The following is a 19,173-nucleotide window of genomic DNA, read 5'->3' on the forward strand; positions in this document are numbered from 1 at the left end:
ACAGGGGACTTTTGTGAGCGACAACCAACTGCGGATCGTCTGGATCTACCCCGACCTGCTCAGCACCTACGGCGACCAGGGCAACGCCCTCGTCATCGAGCGCCGGGCCCGCCAGCGCGGCCTCGACGTGGCCCGCCTGGACGTGCGCAGCGACCAGCCGATCCCGACCTCCGGCGACATCTACCTGATCGGCGGCGGCGAGGACCGGCCGCAGCGGCTGGCGGCCGAGCGGCTGCGCCGGGACGGCGGTCTGCACCGGGCCGTGGGCAACGGCGCGATCGTCTTCTCGGTGTGCGCCGGCTACCAGATCCTCGGCCACGAGTTCATCAACGACCTCGGCCAGCGCGAGCCCGGCCTCGGCCTGCTCGACGTGGTCTCCGTGCGCGGTGAGGGCGAGCGCTGCGTCGGTGACGTGCTCGCCGACATCGACCCGCGCCTCGGTCTCCCCCCGCTGACCGGCTTCGAGAACCACCAGGGCGTCACCCACCTCGGCCCCACCGCCCGCCCGTTCGCCAACGTCAAGCTGGGCAAGGGCAACGGCACCGGGGACGGTACGGAGGGCGCGTACAACGACACGGTCTTCGGGACGTACATGCACGGGCCCGTGCTCGCGCGCAACCCGCTGATCGCCGACCTGCTGCTGAAGCTGGCCCTCGACGTCAACGCGCTGCCGCCGACCGACGACCGCTGGTACGAGGCGCTGCGCAACGAGCGCATCTCGGCCGCGCAGCAGCCGGCCTGAGCAGGGAGTTCACCTCGGTTCCAGGCGCCTGTCAGCAGCCCGTCTGACGAGGTGTCCGCACAGGTGAGCGGGGCCGTCCAGCAGGCGGACGCATGCTTCGGCCCCGCCCCCTCCTGCCGCTAGGGTGTGCGGGGTTCCAGTCGGACAGCGTGGTCCGGACCCATGCCACGTCCCATCGCTGAAAAGGTTCCCGCGGCTATGCGCATTGGTGTCCTCACGTCCGGCGGCGACTGCCCCGGCCTGAACGCCGTCATCCGGTCCGTCGTGCACCGCGCCGTAGTCGACCACGGCGACGAGGTCATCGGGTTCCGGGACGGCTGGAAGGGCCTCCTGGAGTGCGACTACCTCAAGCTCGACCTCGACGCGGTGAACGGCATCCTGGCCCGCGGCGGCACGATCCTCGGCTCCTCCCGGGTCCAGCCCTCGCACCTGCGGGACGGCGTGGAGCGGGCCAAGGGGCATGTCGAGGAGCTCGGGCTCGACGCGATCATTCCCATCGGCGGTGAGGGCACCCTCAAGGCCGCCCGGCTGATGTCGGACGCCGGTCTGCCGATCGTGGGCGTGCCGAAGACGATCGACAACGACATCGCGGTCACGGACGTCACCTTCGGGTTCGACACGGCCGTCGGTGTCGCCACCGAGGCCCTCGACCGGCTCAAGACCACGGCCGAGTCCCACCAGCGGGTGCTCGTCGTCGAGGTCATGGGGCGGCACACCGGCTGGATAGCGCTGCACTCCGGGATGGCGGCCGGCGCGCACGCCATCGTCGTACCGGAGCGTCCCTTCGACATCGAGGAGCTGGCCCGGCGGGTCGGCGAGCGCTTCGAGGCGGGCAAGCGGTTCGCGATCGTCGTGGCGGCGGAGGGCGCCAAGCCGGCGCCCGGCTCCATGGCCTTCGACGAGGGCGCCAAGGACATCTACGGCCACGAGCGCTTCGCCGGGATCGCCCGCCAGCTCTCGATCGAGCTGGAGGAGCGGCTGGGGAAGGAAGCCCGGCCGGTCATCCTCGGGCATGTGCAGCGCGGCGGTACCCCGACCGCGTACGACCGGGTACTGGCCACCCGGTTCGGGTGGCACGCGGTGGAGGCCGTGCACCGGGGCGAGTTCGGTCACATGACGGCTCTTCGCGGGACCGACATCGTGATGGTGGCGCTCGCGGAGGCGGTCGAGACGCTGAAGACGGTGCCGGAGGACCGGTACGCGGAAGCCGAGTGCGTGCTTTAGTTCCGGCGACGGTGGGCCCCGGCTGAAAGATCAGCCGGGGGCGGTTCTAGTCTGTGTGGCGGACAGACTTGTACAACCCCCACGAATCAGGAGCCGCCGCGATGGACCACAGCGGGCACGGCATGACGCACGATCTGCCGCCGTTCACGCTGGGACGAGGGCTTCAGTGGTCGGCCGACCCGTTCTTCCTCGTCGCCTGCCTCCTCGCGCTCGGCCTGTACGCGTGGGGTGTCGTGCGGCTGCGGCGGCGGGGGGACTCGTGGTCCGTGGGGCGGACCGTCTCCTACGTCGTCGGTGTGCTGTCCATCGGGCTGATGATGTGCACGAAGCTGAACGACTACGGGATGGTCATGTTCAGCGTGCACATGGTGCAGCACATGGTGATCAGCATGCTGTCGCCCATCCTCGTCCTGCTCGGCGCCCCGGTCACTCTGGCTCTGCGGGCGCTGTCCGTCGCGGGCAAGGGGCGCAAGGGGCCCCGTGAGCTGCTGCTCGCGCTGCTGCACAGCCGGTACATGCGGATCGTCACGCATCCGGCGTTCACCATCCCGCTGTTCATCGCGAGCCTGTACGCCCTGTACTTCACGCCGATCTTCGACTTCCTGATGGGGTCGAAGACCGGGCACGTCGCGATGATGGTCCACTTCCTCGCCGTCGGTGTCGTCTTCTTCTGGCCGATCATCGGGGTGGACCCGGGACCGCACCGGCCCGGGTACCTGATGCGGATGCTGGAGCTGTTCGCCGGGATGCCGTTCCACGCGTTCTTCGGCATCGCGCTGATGATGGCGTCCGAGCCCATGGTGGAGACGTTCAAGAACCCGCCCGCCTCGCTCGGCATCGACGCGCTCTCCGACCAGAACTACGCCGGCGGTATCGCGTGGGCGTTCAGTGAGATTCCCTCCGTTCTGGTGCTCATCGCACTGCTGTTCCAGTGGTACGGCTCCGAACAGCGGCAGGCCAAGCGCACGGACCGGGCCGCCGACCGGGACGGCGACAAGGAACTCGAGGCGTACAACGCATATCTGGCCTCATTGAGCACCCGCGAGCGTTGAAAGGCTTCGCCTTTCCGGAGCATTCAGTAGCATGAAGCGCGTTGGGGGAACCGCTAGGGGGAGCGGTCATGACACTTCGCGCATTTATGCACAGGATCGCCGTCCTGGTGATTTTCTCACTGCTGCTGAGCGGCTGCGAGAAGGGGAATCCACTGCCGGTGGTCAAGGCGGTCGCCGTCGGTGTGCCCTCGCTCGCGCCGTTCTTCGAGGAGAACAGCGGACTGGGCAAGGACGCCGCCACCGTGCGGTCGCAGCCCGTCCAGGGAAGTCTCCAGCAGGGGGACACGCCCGGCCTGTACGGCGGCAGCAAGCAGCCGACCATCTGTGACGTCGCCAAACTCGAACGATTCCTCACCGATCCCAGGAATCACCAAAAGGCACAGGCGTGGGCCGACGTGCTGGACATCGGCACGGGCGAGATACCGGAATATCTGGATCGACTCACACCGGTCCTGCTGCGTCACGACACGCTCGTCAAGAACCACGACTACAAGAAGGAAAAGGCCGTCCCGTACAACTCCTTGCTCCAGGCGGGAATCGCGATTCTCGTCGATGAACAAGGGATTCCGGCTGTGAAGTGCTCGTGTGGAAATCCATTGCGGCCCTTCGACGGCGACACCAGGCGGATTTCCGTCCGGTTCGAGGACGGCAACAAGAAGTGGGCGGGATACGAACGGGAGTCCGTGGTGGCCGTGAAGCCCGCGCCGCGGACGCTGGAACGGGTCGTTCTCGTCGACGTTCGGGAGCCCGCCCGCGGCATCAGCCGTCCGGTCGGCACCACCGGTGAGAAGGACACCGCCTTCGACGCGGAGAAGCGGCGCACCGTGCCGGACGTCACCGGGCGGACCTTCGCCCAGGCCGGTCGGGAGCTGATCGAGGCCGGGCTGGCGGCCGGGTACGCCGGGCAGGGGACGCCGTCCGACGGCGCGAGGGTCACGGCGACCGATCCGCCCGCGGGGACCGAGCTGCCGTTCGGGCGGTACGTGACGCTGACCGTGGCCGGGGGCGGGGCCGGCACGGGTACCTCCGGCGGGGGGAACGGGCCGACGACCACTCCCCCACCACCGCCCCGGACGAAGACACCGCCGCCCCCGAGCACACCGCCGCCACCGCCGCCACCACCGTCATCGGGGTCGACGTCGCCCAGCGGCAGGCCCGGTGGTTCGCCCTCGGCGCCGCCGTCGTCGAGCACGCCGGCGCCCGGCTCGCCCTCGCCTGGCAGGTCGAGCAGTCCGCCGCCCTCCGCCCAGCCACCACCGGCCGGCGCCCCGACGACCAGCAGCGCGCCGCCTCCCCCTCCGCCGCCTCCGCCGCCTCCCCCGCCACCGCCGCCTCCGTCGACGACCAGCGCGCCCGTCACAGGCAGGCCCTCCACCAGCGCGCCCGCCTCCAGCCAGCCCGCCACCAGTGAGCCCGCCACCGACGGGCCGAGCACCACCGTCGCCACGTAGCGTCCCGCAGAACCGGGGAGTCACCGGATGCCTTCAGGATCACCGACGTCGGGAGTGGGCCGGGTCATCGCCGGCCGGTATCTGCTGCTGAACCCGCTCGGCAGCGGCGGCATGGGCCATGTGTGGCTCGCCCACGACCGGAGACTCGCCTGCGAGGTCGCGCTCAAGGAGATCGTGTTCCGTGACCCGGTGGAGGAGGGCCACGAACGGGAAGCCCGGGTGGCGCGGGCCCGCGCGGAGGCCCGGCACGCGGCGGGGCTGCGCGGCCACCCGCACGTGGTGACCGTGCACGACGTGCTGGAGCACGAAGGGCTGCCGTGGATCGTCATGGAGTACGTGGCGGACGCCGTGGACCTGCGTGACCTGGTCGACTCCCGGGGACCGCTCGCCCCGGCGGAGTGCGCCCGCATCGGCCTCGCCGTGTTGGACGCGCTGACCGCCGGGCACCAGCGGGGCGTGATGCACCGGGACGTGAAGCCGGCGAACATCCTGCTGGCGCCGGACCGCTCGGGATCGCCGTACGGACGTGTCCTGCTCACCGACTACGGCATCTCCGTGCAGCCGGACGCCGGGGAGACCCGGTACACGCTGGCGTCGGTGCTGGTGGGCACGGCGGGCTATCTGGCGCCGGAGCGGGCCACGGGCGGTACGCCCACGCCGGCCGCCGACCTGTTCTCCCTGGGCTGCACGCTGTACCACGCGGTGGAGGGCGTGGGTCCCTTCGAGCGGGAGTCCCATCTGGCCGAGGTGACCGCGGTGGTCATGGAGGAGCCGCGGCCCGCCGTGCGCGCCGGCGCGCTGGGCCCCGTGCTCCAGGCGCTGCTCGCGAAGGACCCCGGGCGGAGGCTGTCGGCGGCGGAGGCGGAGGCCGCGCTGTCGCGGATCGTGACACCGCAGGCCGAGCCGTACGTCCGGACGCAGACCGACCTCGGTTCCCAGCCGCCCTGGGCGGCCGTGCAGGCGCCGCCGCCCGGGACACCGCCTCCGAACGGGCACCGGCGCGAGCGCTCGCACGCCCTGCGGGCCGTCCTCGCCTGCGGTCTGGGGCTGCTACTGGCCCTGGGCGGTGTGTGGTACGCCATGGCCGACCGGTCGTCGGACGGCGGGGGCGGCCACCAGGGCGCGCGGCAGCCGTACGGCGAGACGGTCGGGCTCACGAAACCGCTGCGGGACGGCGACTGTGTGATCGCCGACTGGCCGGGGTCTAAGCGGTTCCGGGGGACTCCTCGGCTACGGCTGGACCCCACGTGCGGCACGGCCCCGGACGGCCAGGTGACGGCGTTCGCCACGGCCGCCTCGGCGGACGAGGCACGGCGGACGGGTGCGGCGCGGTGCGAGGAGCGGACGCGGGAGGTCCGGGAGCGGCTCGCGGACGTCCGAAGCCAGGCCGTCGTACCGACCGAGGGCGGCTTCGAGGCGGCGGGGCGGCGCACCGCCTGTCTGGTGCTGGGGGCGAGCGGGCCGTTGTACGGGCCGGTCGGGGCGCATCGGTCGCCGGGTTCGTCGTTCGCGGACACGGCGACCATGCAGCGGCGGGACTGTCTGGACGTGCGCACCAACCGGGACGCCCGGCTGGTGTCCTGCGCGGGCTCCTACGACGAGCAGGTGCTCGGATTCACCCGGCTGGCCCCCGACGTCACGCTGTCCGAGGCGCGCACCGAGTCGGACACGGCGTGCGCGCGTGACGTGCCGCCGGGCGACTACGGCTTCGATCCGTCCGTGTACACGGCGGGCTCCTGGACCAGCGAGGGGCCCTGGAAGAACGGCACACATTTCGTCGTGTGCACCGTCCGCAGGCAGAACGGGGGCACCATGGAGGGGGACGAATCCTGAGGAGGGTGTCGCGATGCCCGGTACCGGTTCCACGGACGGCTCGACCCGGACGATGGGGGTGCTCACCGTAGGCGGTCTCGTCGCGGTGACCGCCTACACGGTGGCGCTCGGCAGCAACGGCTGGCTGTGGTTCGGCTGGGTCGTGCTGGGCCTGATCACCCTCGGGATGGTGGCCACCCGCGGCTGACTCAGCCGCCCGTGAGGCGGCCCGCCGAGTGCACGCCCGGCTGGTACTTGGGCAGCCGGGCGGTGATCTTCATGCCCGCGCCCACGGCGGTCTCGATGACGAGGCCGTAGGCGTCGCCGTACACCTGGCGCAGCCGGTCGTCGACGTTGGACAGGCCGATGCCGCCCGAGGGGCTGACCTCGCCCGCGAGGATACGGCGGAGCAGGACCGGGTCCATTCCGGCGCCGTCGTCCTCGATGACGACCAGGGCCTCGGCGCCGGCGTCCTGGGCGGTGATCTGGAGGTGGCACTTCTCGGCCTTGCCCTCCAAGCCGTGCTTGATGGCGTTCTCGACGAGGGGCTGGAGGCACAGGAAGGGCAGGGCGACCGGCAGTACCTCGGGGGCGATCTGGAGGGTGACGGAGAGGCGGTCGCCGAAGCGTGCCCGCACGAGCGCCAAGTAGTGGTCGATGGCGTGGAGTTCGTCGGCGAGGGTGGTGAAGTCGCCGTGCCTGCGGAACGAGTAGCGGGTGAAGTCGGCGAATTCGAGGAGCAGTTCGCGGGCGCGCTCGGGGTCGGTGCGGACGAACGAGGCGATCACGGCGAGCGAGTTGAAGATGAAGTGCGGGGAGATCTGGGCCCGGAGTGCCTTGATCTCGGCCTCGATCAGGCGGGTGCGGGACTGGTCCAGGTCCGCCAACTCCAGTTGGACGCTCACCCAGCGGGCGACCTCCCCGGCGGCGCGGACCAGGACGGCCGACTCGCGGGGCGCGCAGGCGACCAGGGCCCCGTGGACGCGGTCGTCGACGGTCAGCGGGGTGACGACCGCCCAGCGGACCGGGCAGTCGGGCGCGTCGCAGGTGAGCGGGAAGGCCTCGCCGCGGCCGGTCTCCAGCGGGCCGGCGAGGCGTTCCATGACCTCGGTGCGGTGGTGGCTGCCCACGCCGTCCCAGACCAGGACCTGTTTCTGGTCGGTGAGGCACAGGGCGTCCGTGCCGAGCAGCGAGCGCAGTCTGCGCGCCGATTTGCGGGCGGTCTCCTCGGTGAGCCCGGCCCGCAGCGGAGGTGCGGCCAGGGAGGCGGTGTGCAGGGTCTCGAAGGTGGCGTGCTCGACGGGGGTGCCGAGGCCGCCGAGGTTCTGCGGGTGGGCCGTGCGCCGGCCGAGCCAGAAGCCTGCGGCGAGCAGCGGGAGGATCGCCACGCAGAGGCCGGCCAGGAATCCGCTCATGCCTTCAGCCACCTCATGCCTTTACCTCCGCCCTGAGCTCCTCCGGCAGGTGGAAGCGGGCCAGGATCGCCGCCGTGCCCGCCGGTACCCGGCCCGCGGTGGCCAGGGACACCAGCACCATGGTGAGGAAGCCGAGCGGCACCGACCAGAGCGCGGGCCAGGCGAGCAGGGAGTGCAGGGTGCCGGTCGCCGGGAGGCCCGCCATGGTCGCGGCCACGGCGAGGAAGGCGGAGCCGCCGCCGACCAGCATGCCCGCGGCGGCGCCGGGCGGGGTGAGCCGCCGCCACCAGATGCCGAGCACGAGCAGCGGGCAGAAGGAGGAGGCGGAGACGGCGAAGGCGAGCCCGACCGCGTCGGCGACGGGGAGTCCGCCGACCAGGACGCTCGCGGCGAGCGGGGCGCACATCGCGAGGACCGTGCCGAGCCGGAAGTGCCGTACGCCGCGTGACGGCAGGACGTCCTGGGTGAGCACGCCCGCCACGGCCATGGTGAGTCCGGAGGCCGTGGAGAGGAAGGCCGCGAAGGCCCCGCCGGCCACCAGCGCGCCCAGCAGGTCGCCGCCGAGGCCGCCGATCATGCGCTCCGGGAGCAGCAGGACGGCGGCGTCGGCGTCCCCGGTGAGGGTGAGTTCGGGGGCGTACAGGCGGCCGAGGGCGCCGTAGACCGGGGGCAGGAGGTAGAAGCAGCCGATGAGGCCGAGGACGGCGACGGTGGTGCGGCGGGCGGCGACGCCGTGCGGGCTGGTGTAGAAGCGGACGACGACGTGCGGCAGGCCCATGGTGCCGAGGAAGGTGGCGAGGATCAGTCCGTACGTGGCGTACAGGGGCCGTTCCTCGCGGCCTGCTGCCAGGGAGGTGGACATGCCGTCGCTGGTGCCGCGGTCGGCGGCGGGGACCGTGGTGCCCTTGGCGAAGGTGAGGCGGGTGCCGCGTTCGATGTGGTGGGTGCCGGTGGGAAGTTCGAGTCGCTCGTCGTCGTGCCGGCGGCCGTCGACCATGCCGGTGACCGTGACGGACAGGGGGCTCTCCAGCTTGAGGTCGAGGGTGGAGTCGACGCGGACCACCCGCTGTTCGCGGAAGGTGGCGGGTTCCTCGAAGGCGTGACTGGGGGCGCCGTCACCCTGCCAGGCGAGGATGAGGAAGAGGGCGGGGACGAGCAGGGCGGTGAGCTTGAGCCAGTACTGGAAGGCCTGCACGAAGGTGATGCTGCGCATGCCGCCCGCGGCGACGGTGGCGACCACGACGGCGGCGACGATGACTCCGCCGAGCCACTGGGGCGCGCCGGTCAGGACCGTCAATGTCAGTCCGGCGCCTTGGAGTTGGGGCAGCAGGTAGAGCCAGCCGACGCCGACGACGAAGGCGCCCGCGAGCCGTCGTACCGCTTGGGAGGCGAGCCGGGCCTCGGCGAAGTCGGGGAGGGTGTAGGCGCCGGAGCGGCGCAGCGGGGCGGCGACGAACAGGAGCAGGACGAGATAGCCGGCCGTGTAGCCGACCGGGTACCAGAGCATGTCGGGGCCCTGGACGAGGACCAGGCCGGCGATGCCGAGGAAGGAGGCGGCGGAGAGGTACTCGCCGCTGATGGCGGCCGCGTTGAGGCGGGGGCCGACGGTGCGGGAGGCGACGTAGAAGTCGGAGGTGGTGCGGGAGATGCGCAGGCCGAAGGCGCCGACCAGGACGGTGGCGACCACGACCAGGGCGACGGCCGGCACCGAGTAGCTGGAGTTCACCGGTCCTCGACCAGCCGCACGAAGTCCCGTTCGTTGCGTTCCGCGCGGCGCACGTACCAGCGGGCCAGCAGGACCATGGGGACGTAGAGGCCGAAGCCGAGGACGCCCCATTCGAGGCGGTGGGCGTCGGGCATGGCCGCGAAGAGCAGCGGGAGCGGGCCGATGAGCAGTCCGAGGAAGGCGAACACGGCGAGGGCGGCGCGCAGTTGGGTGCGCATCAGGGAGCGGACGTAGGTGTGGCCCAGGGTGGTCTGTTCGTCGATCTCGGTGCGCGGCCGGTAGTAGCCGGAGGTGGGCCGGCCACGGCGGGGCGGGCCGGTGACGACGACCCGGCGCTCGACGGGGTCCTGGGGCATGGCTACGGCCTCCTCATCAGCAGGTCCCGCAGCTCGCGCGCGTGGCGGCGGCTGACCTGGAGCTCCTCGCCGCCGACGAGGACGGACACGGTGCCCGCGTCCAGGCGGAGTTCGCCGATGTGGCGCAGGGCGACGAGGTGGCGGCGGTGGATGCGGACGAAGCCGCGTGAGCGCCAGCGTTCCTCCAGGGTGGACAGCGGGATCCGGACCAGGTGGCTGCCCTTGTCGGTGTGGAGGCGTGCGTAGTCGCCCTGGGCCTCGACGTGGGTGATGTCGTCGACGGCGACGAAGCGGGTCACGCCGCCGAGTTCGACGGGTATGTGGTCGGGGTCGGGTTCGTGCACGGGGATGCGGGGCGCGCTGTCGAGGCGCTCGGCGGCACGGCGGACGGCCTCCGCGAGGCGTTCTTTGCGGACCGGTTTGAGGACGTAGTCGACGGCCTTGAGGTCGAAGGCCTGGACGGCGAAGTCCTCGTGGGCGGTGACGAACACGACGAGCGGCGGTTTGGCGAAGCCGGTGAGCAGCCGGGCGAGGTCGAGGCCGTCGAGGCCGGGCATGTTGATGTCGAGGAAGACGACGTCGATCGCCTCGGGCCCGTGCGGCCCGGACTCCAGCGCGCGGTTGATGCGGCGCAGCGCCTCGGTGGCGTCGCCGGCGCCCTCCACACTGCCGATCCGCGGGTCGGCGTTCAGGAGGTAGAGCAGTTCCTCCAGCGAGGGGCGTTCGTCGTCGACAGCCAGGGCGCGCAGCATGAACCCGGAGTGTAGGAGCAATTCGTACGACTGGACACGTGCGGTGGTGTGGACGCCCCCGCTGGATACAGTGCCGACATGAACAGCAGGACCGCCGCGTTCGACGAGCTCGACCGGAAGATCATCACCGCGCTGATGGCGAACGCGCGGACCTCCTTCGCGGAGATCGGTGCGGCGATCGGGCTGTCCTCCACGGCGGTGAAGCGGCGCGTGGACCGGCTGCGGGAGACCGGGGTGATCACCGGGTTCACGGCCACGGTGCAGCCGTCCGCGCTGGGCTGGCGCACGGAGGCGTACGTCGAGGTGTACTGCGAGGGCGCGGCCCCGCCCCGGCGGCTCGCGGAGGTGGTCCGCAACCATCCGGAGATCACCGCGGCGATGACGGTGACCGGTGGCGCGGACGCGTTGCTGCACGTACGGGCGCGGGACGTGGAGCACTTCGAGGAGGTCCTTGAGCGCATCCGGGTGGAGCCGTTCATCCGGAAGACGATCAGCGTGATGGTGCTGTCCCACCTCATCCCGGAAAGCCCGGAGGCGGGGGCGACCCACGCCGCTCCCGAATAAACCTCAGGGGGCGCAGCGGTCGTGCGTCATATCCGTCGAATACGCAGCGTTCCTGCGCGGACACGCAATTCTCGTTCCTTGTCGGGCGTGACCGTCACTTCCTACCTTGGTGTCAACCCTCAGTCGACACCGCAGGAAGCGGAGGAACCCCTCTGTGTCCGACTCCCGTGTGCCGAGCCGTCGGCGTTTCCTCGTCTGCGAACCCAGACACTTCGCCGTGCGGTACGCGATCAATCCCTGGATGCATCCCGACACCCATGTCGACGTGGATCTCGCGCAGGAGCAGTGGCGGACCCTGATCCGCGCCTACGAGGCCCACGGTCACCGCGTCGAGGCCGTGGAACCGGTCCCCGGTCTCCCGGACATGGTCTTCGCCGCGAACTCGGCGGTCGTCGTCGGCGGCCGCGTCTTCGGCTCCCTCTTCCACGCGCCCGAGCGGCGCCCCGAGTCCACGCACTACGACCTGTGGTTCAAGAAGGCCGGCTATGACGTCCAGCGCCCCCGGGCGGTCTGCGAGGGCGAGGGCGACCTCGTCTGGACGGGCCGGTACGTGCTGGCCGGCACCGGGTTCCGCACGAGCCGGGAGGCGCACCGCGAGGTGCAGGAGTTCTTCGGGCACCCGGTGATCAGCCTGACGCTGGTGGACCCGCACTTCTACCACCTGGACACCGCGCTGTTCGTCCTGGACGACGACAACATCGCCTATTACCCGGAGGCCTTTTCACCGGGCAGCCGCGAGGTACTCGCCAAGCTGTACCCGCGCGCGGTGCTCGCGACCCGCGACGACGCGATGGCGTTCGGCCTGAACTCCGTGTCCGACGGCCGGCACGTCTTCATCGCCCCGCAGGCCGAGGCCCTCGCCCTGCGCCTCGACGACCACGGCTATGTCCCCGTCCCCGTCGACCTCTCCGAGCTCCACAAGGCCGGCGGTGGCATCAAGTGCTGCACCCAGGAGATCCGCTCATGACCGCACCCGTAGGCACGCGTTCCTCCGCCGATCTCATCAGCGCCGAGGAGCCGGTCCTCGCGCACAACTACCACCCGCTGCCCGTGGTCGTCGCCCGTGCCGAGGGCACCTGGGTCGAGGACGTGGAGGGCCGCCGCTACCTCGACATGCTGGCCGGCTACTCCGCCCTGAACTTCGGCCACCGCCACCCGGCGCTGGTCGAGGCCGCGCACCGGCAGCTCGACCGGCTCACCCTGACCTCCCGGGCCTTCCACAACGACCGCCTCGCCGAGTTCGCCGAGCGCCTGGCCGAGCTGACCGGCCTGGACATGGTGCTGCCGATGAACACCGGCGCGGAGGCGGTGGAGAGCGGCATCAAGGTGGCCCGCAAGTGGGCGTACGAGGTGAAGGGCGTCCCGGCCGACCGGGCCACGATCGTGGTGGCGGCGGAGAACTTCCACGGCCGTACGACCACGATCGTGTCGTTCTCCACCGACGAGACGGCGAGGGCGGGGTTCGGCCCCTTCACGCCGGGCTTCCGGATCGTGCCGTACAACGACCTGGCGGCGCTGGAGGCGGCGGTCGACGAGACGACGGCCGCGGTGCTCCTGGAGCCGGTCCAGGGCGAGGCGGGCGTGGTCATCCCGGACGACGGCTATCTGACCGGGGTCCGCGAGCTCACCCGCCGCAGGGGCTGTCTGTTCGTCGCGGACGAGATCCAGTCGGGCCTCGGCCGCACGGGCCGCACGCTGGCCGTCGAGCACGAGGGGGTCGTCCCGGACGTCCTGCTCCTGGGCAAGGCCCTGGGCGGCGGCATCGTCCCGGTCTCCGCGGTGGTCGCCCGCCGGGACGTCCTCGGCGTCCTGCGCCCGGGCGAACACGGCTCGACCTTCGGCGGCAACCCGCTGGCGGCGGCGGTGGGCACGGCGGTCGTCGAGCTGCTGGAGACGGGCGAGTTCCAGCGCCGGGCGGCCGAGCTCGGCGTACTGCTGCGGGACGGCCTGGCGGGGCTGCTCGGCAAGGGCGTCGTCGGTTTCCGCGCGAGGGGCCTGTGGGCGGGCGTGGACGTCGACCCGGCGATCGGCACGGGCCGGGAGGTGAGCAAGCTCCTGATGGAGGAGGGGATCCTGGTCAAGGACACCCACGGCTCGACGATCAGGCTGGCACCCCCGCTGACGATCACGGCGGAGGAGCTGCGTGAGGCGCTGGGGGTACTGGAGAAGGTACTCAGGCACTGACCTAACCAGGGGCGTGGGGAACTGCGCGATCAACCCCCACACACCCGCGCCCGCCACCCGACTCATGCACCCCTCCCCGTAGGCGCACTCCCGACGTACCGGGTGAAGATGATGCGAAGAGGTGATAGACCACTCTCAGCGACAGAGAGGTCGTCCGTGGGCGCTCACAAGGGGCAGGACACCGCGCGGCACCGGTTCGACGTGGCCGATGCCGCCCCCCTGCTGCTCGACGCCCACGGCACGGTGACCGGCTGGACCAGGGACGCCGAGCGCCTGCTGGACTACGGCGCCGCGGAGGCCGTCGGAATGGCGGCCTCCGCGCTGCTGGCCGCCGAGGAGGCCCACCGTCTGCCCGAGCTCGCCGAGCGGTGCCGCAGCGACGGCGGCTGGGTCGGACTGCTGACGGCGCTGCGCAGGGGCGGCCGGCCGGTCCGGGTCATGGCGCGGATCACCGCCGCCGACGACTCCGACGGCTCCGCCCGCTGGCTGGTCCTGCTCTCCGAGATGGCGGAGGCCCCCGGCTGGGACATGAGCCGCCGCGTGCTGGAGCAGATGGTCAGCCGCTCCCCCATCGGCATCGCGGTCGTGGACACGGACCTGCGCTGTGTGTGGTCCAACCCGGCGCTGGAGCAGTTCGGCAGTGCCCCCGCCCAGCAGCGGCTGGGACTGCGGTTCGCGGAGATCCAGCCGGGCCTGGACGCCGAGGCGATAGAGACGCAGATGCGGCGCGTCCTGGAGACCGGTGAACCGATCGTGGAGTACGAGCACGTCGGGCGGGTCCGCTCCGCCCCGCACCGCGAGACCGCGCACACGATGTCGTTCACCCGGATCGACGACGACCGTGGTCACCCGATCGGCGTCTACTACACGGTCGTCGACATCACCGAGCGGCACCGGGCCCGCCAGCGCCTCGCCCTGCTCGACCGGGCCGGCGAGTACATCGGCCGCAGCCTGGACATCTCGCGCACCGCGCAGGAGCTCGCCGACGTGGCGGTACCGGCGCTGGCCGACTACATCACCGTGGACCTGCTGGAGTCGGTGCTGCGGGGAGCGGAGCCCTCCACGGACGTGATGCTGCTGCGCGCCGGGCAGCAGTCGGTGAACGAGGGCGTCCCGGAGGCCGTCGTCGCGGTCGGCGAGGTGGCCGCCTACCGGTCCGGCTCCCCCCCGCTGAGGTGCCTGGCCGAGGGCACGTCCTGGCGGGAGGAGCGGCTCGACCCGCCGGCCGCGGAGTGGGCGAGCGACATACCCGGCGGACGCCGGGCCACCTTCCTGGAGCTGGGCCTGCACAGCGTGATGGTGGTGCCGATCCGCGCGCGGGGCGTCACCCTGGGCGTCACCACCTTCTTCCGCCGACGCCGTCAGGAACCCTTCGACGAGGACGACCTGAACCTGGCCGAGGACCTCGTCTCCAGGGCCGCCGTCTGCGTGGACAACGCCTGGCGCTACACCCGGGAGCGTGAGGCGGCGCTCGTCCTCCAGCGCAGTCTGCTCCCCCACCGGCTGCCCGAGCAGGACGCCGTGGAGGTGACCGCCTGCTACCGGCCCGCCGACGAGCTGACCGGCCTCGGCGGCGACTGGTACGACCTCATCCCGCTCTCCGGCGCGCGGGTCGCCCTCGTGGTCGGCGAGGTGCCCGGGCACGGGATCGGCGCCGCCGCGGCGATGGGCCGGCTGCGGACCGCCGTACGGACGCTGGCGGCGCTGGACCTGCCGCCCGAGGAGGTGCTGGGCCACCTCGACGACCTGGTGGCCCGGGCGGCGCGCGAGGAGGGCGCGGAGGCGGAGACGGAGGACACCGACAGCGCCCGGGGCTCCGGATGCGTGTACGTCGTCTACGACCCGGTCGACGGGCAGTGCACGATGGCCGCCGCCGGGCACCCCGCGCCCGCCGTGATCCTGCCCGACGGCACGGTCGCCTTCGTGGACCTTCCGCAGGGCCCGTCGCTCGGCGTCGGCGGGCCGCCCTTCGAGTCGGTCGAGCTGGCCCTGGCCGCGGGCAGCACCCTGGCGCTGCACACCGACGGGCTGCTGGCCCGCGGCGAGGAGTGGGCCGTGGACGCGGGCCGGCACCGGCTGCGCCAGGCGCTGGAGAGATCGGCGCCCTCGCTCGACCTGCGCTGCCGCGCGGTGGTCGACGCCCTGGCCCCGGACCGGCCGCACGACGACGTGGCCCTGCTCATGGCCCGTACCCGGCTGCTGGGCCCCGACCAGGTCGCGGACTGGGACGTGCCCGTGGACCCGGCCCGGGTCGCCGAGGCCCGCAAGACCGCGTCCCGGCAGCTCACGGAGTGGGGCCTGGAGGCGTTCGCGTTCACCACGGAGCTGGTCGTCAGCGAACTGGTCACCAACGCCATCCGGCACGCCGTCGGCCCGATCCGGCTCCGGCTGATCCGGGAGCGGTCCCTGATCTGCGAGGTGCTCGACAGCGGGGACACCGCGCCCCATCTGCGCCACCCGCGCACCACCGACGAGGGCGGCCGGGGGCTGCTGCTGGTCTCCCAGTTCGCCCGGCGCTGGGGCACCCGGTTCGTCCCCGAGGGAAAGGTCATCTGGGCCGAGCAGTCCCTCGCGGATCCGCCGGACTGACCGCCGGACCCCGCATACCGTGGGAAAATGGTGCGATCCCGGCGGGGAGGCGGCAGCCATGAGCGACAGATCCAGCGACACCGACTCCATCGACTACGCGGCCGTGTTCCAGGCCCTGCCCGGCATGGTCGCGCTGCTCACGCCCGACCTGGTGTACGCGGACGTCAACGAGGAGTTCCTGCGCATGGCCGGGCGCCGGCGCGAGGAGCTCGTGGGCCGCTACCTCTTCGACGTGTTCCCGGACAACCCGAACGAACCCGCGTCCACCGGCATGCGCAACCTGGCCGCCTCCCTGCGCCGGGTGCTGGAGACCGGGGAACGCGACTCCATGGCACTCCAGCGGTACGACGTCGAGGCGCCGGGCCGGCCGGGAGCGTGGGAGGAGCGCTACTGGAGCCCCTGCAACGCCCCGGTGCTCGGCGCCGACGGCAGGGTCGAGCTGCTGGTGCACCGGGTCGAGGAGGTCACCGAGCTGATCCGGAACCGTGGCAGCGCGAGCGGCGAACGGGACCACGTGCTGGAGGCCGAGCTGTACACCCGCGCCCGTGAACTCCAGGCCGTCAACGAGCGCCTGCGGCAGGCCCACGCCCGTGACCGCGAGGTCGCCCTCGCCCTCCAGGACGCCATGCTGCCCACCTGCCGGCAGACCCAGCACCCCAGGGCCGCCGTGCGCTACCGGCCGGCGGTCGGCGCCCTGCACGTGTGCGGCGACTGGTACGACCTGGTCGACCTGGTGGGCGGCCACCGTGTCGGCGTCTCCGTCGGTGACGTGGTGGGCCACGGTCTCGCGGCCGCCGGGGTCATGGGCCAGCTCCGCAGCGCCCTGAGCGCCGCCTCCCGGGTGGCCGAGGGCCCGGCCCAGGCCCTGGACGTGCTGGGCCGGTACGCCCATGTCGTCGACGGGGCCGAGTCCGCCACCGCGGTCACCACCTTCATCGACCTCGACCGCGGCACCATCACCTACAGCAGCGCGGGGCACCCGCCGCCCATGCTGGTGCACGCCGACGGCCGGGTGGAGTGCCTGGACAAGGCGACCGACCCGCCGCTCGACGCCCGCCCCGACCCGATGCCCCGGCCGCAGGCCGCGACCACCTTCACCAGCGGCGCCACCCTCGCGCTCTACACCGACGGCCTGGTGGAGCGGCGCCGCGAGGACATCGACACGGGTCTCGCCCGGCTCGCCGACTCCCTCGCCCGGCACCGCGAGGACGACCCCGAGACGCTCGCCGACGCGGTCCTGCTGGAGCTGCTTCCGCCCGGCGGCGCCACGGACGACACGGCGCTGGTGATCGTACGGCTGTGAACAGGCCAAGGTCCGGTGAGAGCTGCCTCGGCCCTGTTCCGGGGCCCGGCGCCTGCGCCTACACTGACACCCCCGCCTCACGCCGGTTGACCAGCCAGAACGCGGAGTTGAGCCGTCCGCCCGACAGAGGAGCGCCCCCTCTTGTTCTACTACCTGCTCAAATATGTACTGCTGGGGCCGTTGCTGAGACTGGTGTTCCGGCCTCGAATAGAAGGTCTGGAGCACATCCCGGAGTCGGGTGCGGCCATCGTCGCCGGCAACCACCTGTCCTTCTCCGACCACTTCCTGATGCCCGCGGTGCTCAAGCGGCGCATCACCTTCCTGGCCAAGGCCGAGTACTTCACCGGACCCGGCGTCAAGGGCCGGCTGACCGCCTTCTTCTTCCGCAGCGCCGGGCAGATCCCGGTCGACCGCTCCGGCAAGGAAGCGGGCCAGGCCGCCATCCGCGAGGGCCTCGGCGTACTGCGCAAGGACGAACTGCTCGGCATCTACCCGGAGGGCACCCGCTCCCACGACGGCCGCCTCTACAAGGGCAAGGTCGGCGTCGCGGTGATGGCGCTCAAGGCGCAGGTCCCGGTCGTCCCGTGCGCGATGATCGGCACCTTCGAGGCCCAGCCGCCCGGCAAGGTCATCCCCAACATCCACCCCGTGGTCATCCGCTTCGGCAAGCCGCTGGACTTCTCCCGCTACGCCGGGATGGAGAACGAGAAGGCGATCCTGCGGGCCATCACCGACGAGATCATGTACGCCATCCTGAAGCTGTCCGACCAGGAGTACGTCGACCAGTACGCGGCCGTGGTGAAGGCGGAGGAGACCGCGGCGCGCCAGGAGAAGGAGCGCAAGTTCCCCCGGATGCCGCTGAGCTGAGGTCTGCCGTCGGCAGAACCCTCTGGAGAAGGCGGAGTCGAGCGCCGTACGGTCGCCGCATGACACGACGTGCTGTGGTGGTCGGAGCGACGGGACAGATCGGGCGGGCGGCCGTGGGAGCGCTGGCCCGGGACGGCTGGGAGGTGACGGCCGTCTCCCGGGGCGGCGGACGCGACGAGAGCTGGCCCGACGAGGTGCGCACCGCGCGGGCCGACCGGGCGGACGACGACGCCCTGGCCGCCGCGGTCGGCGACGGCTGCGAGGTACTGGTGGACATGGTGGCCTACGAGCCCGCGCACGCACGGCAGTTGGTGTCGCTGGCCGACCGGGTGGGCTCGGCCGTGGTGATCTCCAGCATCTCGGTGTACGAGGACGACAAGGGCCGTGGCTTCGACACCCAGGGCGAGCCGGACGGCTTCCCGGAGTACCCGGTGCCCCTGACCGAGGACCAGCGGACCGTCGCGCCGGGCGACACCTCGTACAGCACCCGCAAGGCGGGGCTCGAACGTGAACTCCTGGCGGCCGGGGAGCGGTTGCCCACCACGCTGCTGCGGGCCGGCGCGATCCACGGACCGCACTGCCGAACCCCGCGTGAGCTCTACTTCGTCAAGCGCAACCTGGACGGCCGGTCCCGGCGCGTTCTCCCCTTCGGGGGCGTAAGCCGCTTCCATCCCGCGAGTGTCCACAACATCGCGGAGCTGATCCGGCTCGCGGCCGCCCGCCCAGGCAGCCGGGCCCTGAACGCCGTGGACCCGGACGCCCCGACGGTGGCGGAGATCGCCGCCGCGATCGACGCCGTCATGGGCGTGGAGACGGAGACGGTCCTGCTGGACGGACCGCCACCGTCGCCGACCGTGGGCGACACCCCGTGGTCGGTGCCCGTGCCGGTGGTCTGCGACATGTCCGCCGCCGAACGGGAGTTGGGCTACCGCGCCGTGGTGCGGTACGCGGACCGGCTGCCCGAGACCGTCGCCTGGATCGAGGCGCACCTGGCCGGGCGGGACTGGCGGGAGGCGTACCCGAGGATGTTCCAGACCTACGGCGACCTCTTCGACTACGCGGCGGAGGACGCGTATCTCGACGCACTCGGCGCATGAGGAAGGGGCGGCCCGTGGCTCGGGCCGCCCCTTCTTCTT

Annotated in this window: 17 protein-coding genes; 13 read left to right on the forward strand and 4 right to left on the reverse strand. The window is 72.1% G+C overall.

Annotation, left to right across the window (positions count from 1 at the left end; translation table 11 throughout):
- Window positions 1–13 precede the first annotated feature (13 nt).
- The 6 genes from ABZ098_RS32840 (at window position 14) to ABZ098_RS32865 (ending at window position 6,489) form a co-directional block, all read left to right on the forward strand.
- Window positions 14–742, forward strand: a complete 729-nt coding sequence (locus tag ABZ098_RS32840) for a glutamine amidotransferase (RefSeq protein WP_053851916.1) — start codon at window positions 14–16, stop codon at window positions 740–742.
- A gap of 198 nt (window positions 743–940) precedes the next feature.
- Window positions 941–1,966 carry a 6-phosphofructokinase gene (locus tag ABZ098_RS32845; protein WP_356597376.1) on the forward strand — a complete coding sequence of 342 codons (1,026 nt, stop codon included), beginning with the start codon at window positions 941–943 and terminating at the stop codon, window positions 1,964–1,966.
- A gap of 101 nt (window positions 1,967–2,067) precedes the next feature.
- A complete protein-coding gene (locus ABZ098_RS32850) occupies window positions 2,068–3,018 on the forward strand; it encodes a cytochrome c oxidase assembly protein (RefSeq protein WP_356597377.1) in 951 nt (316 codons plus the stop codon).
- A 68-nt stretch (window positions 3,019–3,086) separates the two neighbouring features.
- On the forward strand, window positions 3,087–4,469 hold the full coding sequence (locus ABZ098_RS32855; protein WP_356597378.1) for a PASTA domain-containing protein: 1,383 nt from the start codon (window positions 3,087–3,089) through the stop codon (window positions 4,467–4,469).
- 27 nt (window positions 4,470–4,496) lie between these two features.
- Window positions 4,497–6,302, forward strand: coding sequence for a protein kinase (locus ABZ098_RS32860; protein ID WP_356597379.1), 1,806 nt, complete (start codon window positions 4,497–4,499; stop codon window positions 6,300–6,302).
- Window positions 6,303–6,315: 13 nt separating this feature from the next.
- Complete coding sequence (locus ABZ098_RS32865; RefSeq protein ID WP_037710178.1) at window positions 6,316–6,489, forward strand: hypothetical protein; 174 nt, start codon at window positions 6,316–6,318, stop codon at window positions 6,487–6,489.
- Between the two features lies 1 nt (window position 6,490).
- On the opposite strand, the gene ABZ098_RS32870 is transcribed toward ABZ098_RS32865, so the two are convergent.
- Genes ABZ098_RS32870 through ABZ098_RS32885 form a run of 4 tightly spaced genes read right to left on the reverse strand, consistent with a single transcriptional unit; the run spans window position 6,491 to window position 10,530 of the window.
- The gene (locus ABZ098_RS32870; protein ID WP_356597380.1) at window positions 6,491–7,696 is read right to left on the reverse strand and encodes a histidine kinase; all 1,206 of its coding nucleotides are present in this window, start codon (window positions 7,694–7,696) and stop codon (window positions 6,491–6,493) included.
- A gap of 13 nt (window positions 7,697–7,709) precedes the next feature.
- The gene (locus tag ABZ098_RS32875; protein ID WP_356597381.1) at window positions 7,710–9,422 is read right to left on the reverse strand and encodes a cation acetate symporter; all 1,713 of its coding nucleotides are present in this window, start codon (window positions 9,420–9,422) and stop codon (window positions 7,710–7,712) included.
- Complete coding sequence (locus ABZ098_RS32880) at window positions 9,419–9,778, reverse strand: hypothetical protein (protein ID WP_356597382.1); 360 nt, start codon at window positions 9,776–9,778, stop codon at window positions 9,419–9,421. The genes ABZ098_RS32875 and ABZ098_RS32880 overlap by 4 nt, the downstream gene beginning before the upstream one ends.
- Before the next feature lie 2 nt (window positions 9,779–9,780).
- Window positions 9,781–10,530 carry a LytTR family DNA-binding domain-containing protein gene (locus ABZ098_RS32885; protein ID WP_356597383.1) on the reverse strand — a complete coding sequence of 250 codons (750 nt, stop codon included), beginning with the start codon at window positions 10,528–10,530 and terminating at the stop codon, window positions 9,781–9,783.
- A 78-nt stretch (window positions 10,531–10,608) separates the two neighbouring features.
- Between ABZ098_RS32885 and ABZ098_RS32890 the strand changes: the two genes are divergently transcribed.
- The 7 genes from ABZ098_RS32890 to ABZ098_RS32920 all read left to right on the forward strand — a co-directional run bounded on the left by ABZ098_RS32890 (window position 10,609) and on the right by ABZ098_RS32920 (window position 19,134).
- Window positions 10,609–11,094, forward strand: a complete 486-nt coding sequence (locus tag ABZ098_RS32890; RefSeq protein WP_356597384.1) for an Lrp/AsnC family transcriptional regulator — start codon at window positions 10,609–10,611, stop codon at window positions 11,092–11,094.
- A gap of 154 nt (window positions 11,095–11,248) precedes the next feature.
- The gene (gene ddaH, locus ABZ098_RS32895) at window positions 11,249–12,061 is read left to right on the forward strand and encodes a dimethylargininase (protein ID WP_356597385.1); all 813 of its coding nucleotides are present in this window, start codon (window positions 11,249–11,251) and stop codon (window positions 12,059–12,061) included.
- A complete protein-coding gene (gene rocD, locus ABZ098_RS32900; protein ID WP_356597386.1) occupies window positions 12,058–13,278 on the forward strand; it encodes an ornithine--oxo-acid transaminase in 1,221 nt (406 codons plus the stop codon). Before ddaH ends, rocD begins: the two co-directional genes overlap by 4 nt.
- Before the next feature lie 156 nt (window positions 13,279–13,434).
- Complete coding sequence (locus ABZ098_RS32905) at window positions 13,435–15,867, forward strand: SpoIIE family protein phosphatase (protein WP_356597387.1); 2,433 nt, start codon at window positions 13,435–13,437, stop codon at window positions 15,865–15,867.
- A 58-nt stretch (window positions 15,868–15,925) separates the two neighbouring features.
- Window positions 15,926–17,170, forward strand: coding sequence for a SpoIIE family protein phosphatase (locus ABZ098_RS32910; protein ID WP_356597388.1), 1,245 nt, complete (start codon window positions 15,926–15,928; stop codon window positions 17,168–17,170).
- A gap of 141 nt (window positions 17,171–17,311) precedes the next feature.
- A complete protein-coding gene (locus tag ABZ098_RS32915; protein ID WP_356597389.1) occupies window positions 17,312–18,037 on the forward strand; it encodes a lysophospholipid acyltransferase family protein in 726 nt (241 codons plus the stop codon).
- 74 nt (window positions 18,038–18,111) lie between these two features.
- Window positions 18,112–19,134, forward strand: coding sequence for an NAD(P)-dependent oxidoreductase (locus ABZ098_RS32920; protein ID WP_356597518.1), 1,023 nt, complete (start codon window positions 18,112–18,114; stop codon window positions 19,132–19,134).
- The last annotated feature ends 39 nt before the right edge of the window (window positions 19,135–19,173 follow it).

It is taken from the genome of Streptomyces sp. NPDC006335 (assembly GCF_040612795.1).
In the GTDB taxonomy this organism is placed as follows: Bacteria; Actinomycetota; Actinomycetes; order Streptomycetales; family Streptomycetaceae; genus Streptomyces.

Bases quoted from the DNA above. Each gene is read 5' to 3' on its own strand.
- ABZ098_RS32845 (WP_356597376.1), top strand. From the start codon at position 941: ATGCGCATTGGTGTCCTCACGTCCGGCGGCGACTGCCCCGGCCTGAAC.
- ABZ098_RS32850 (WP_356597377.1), top strand. From the start codon at position 2,068: ATGGACCACAGCGGGCACGGCATGACGCACGATCTGCCGCCGTTCACG.
- ABZ098_RS32855 (WP_356597378.1), top strand. From the start codon at position 3,087: ATGACACTTCGCGCATTTATGCACAGGATCGCCGTCCTGGTGATTTTC.
- ABZ098_RS32860 (WP_356597379.1), top strand. From the start codon at position 4,497: ATGCCTTCAGGATCACCGACGTCGGGAGTGGGCCGGGTCATCGCCGGC.
- ABZ098_RS32865 (WP_037710178.1), top strand. From the start codon at position 6,316: ATGCCCGGTACCGGTTCCACGGACGGCTCGACCCGGACGATGGGGGTG.
- ABZ098_RS32870 (WP_356597380.1), bottom strand. From the start codon at position 7,696: ATGAGCGGATTCCTGGCCGGCCTCTGCGTGGCGATCCTCCCGCTGCTC.
- ABZ098_RS32880 (WP_356597382.1), bottom strand. From the start codon at position 9,778: ATGCCCCAGGACCCCGTCGAGCGCCGGGTCGTCGTCACCGGCCCGCCC.
- ABZ098_RS32885 (WP_356597383.1), bottom strand. From the start codon at position 10,530: ATGCTGCGCGCCCTGGCTGTCGACGACGAACGCCCCTCGCTGGAGGAA.
- ABZ098_RS32890 (WP_356597384.1), top strand. From the start codon at position 10,609: ATGAACAGCAGGACCGCCGCGTTCGACGAGCTCGACCGGAAGATCATC.
- rocD (WP_356597386.1), top strand. From the start codon at position 12,058: ATGACCGCACCCGTAGGCACGCGTTCCTCCGCCGATCTCATCAGCGCC.
- ABZ098_RS32910 (WP_356597388.1), top strand. From the start codon at position 15,926: ATGAGCGACAGATCCAGCGACACCGACTCCATCGACTACGCGGCCGTG.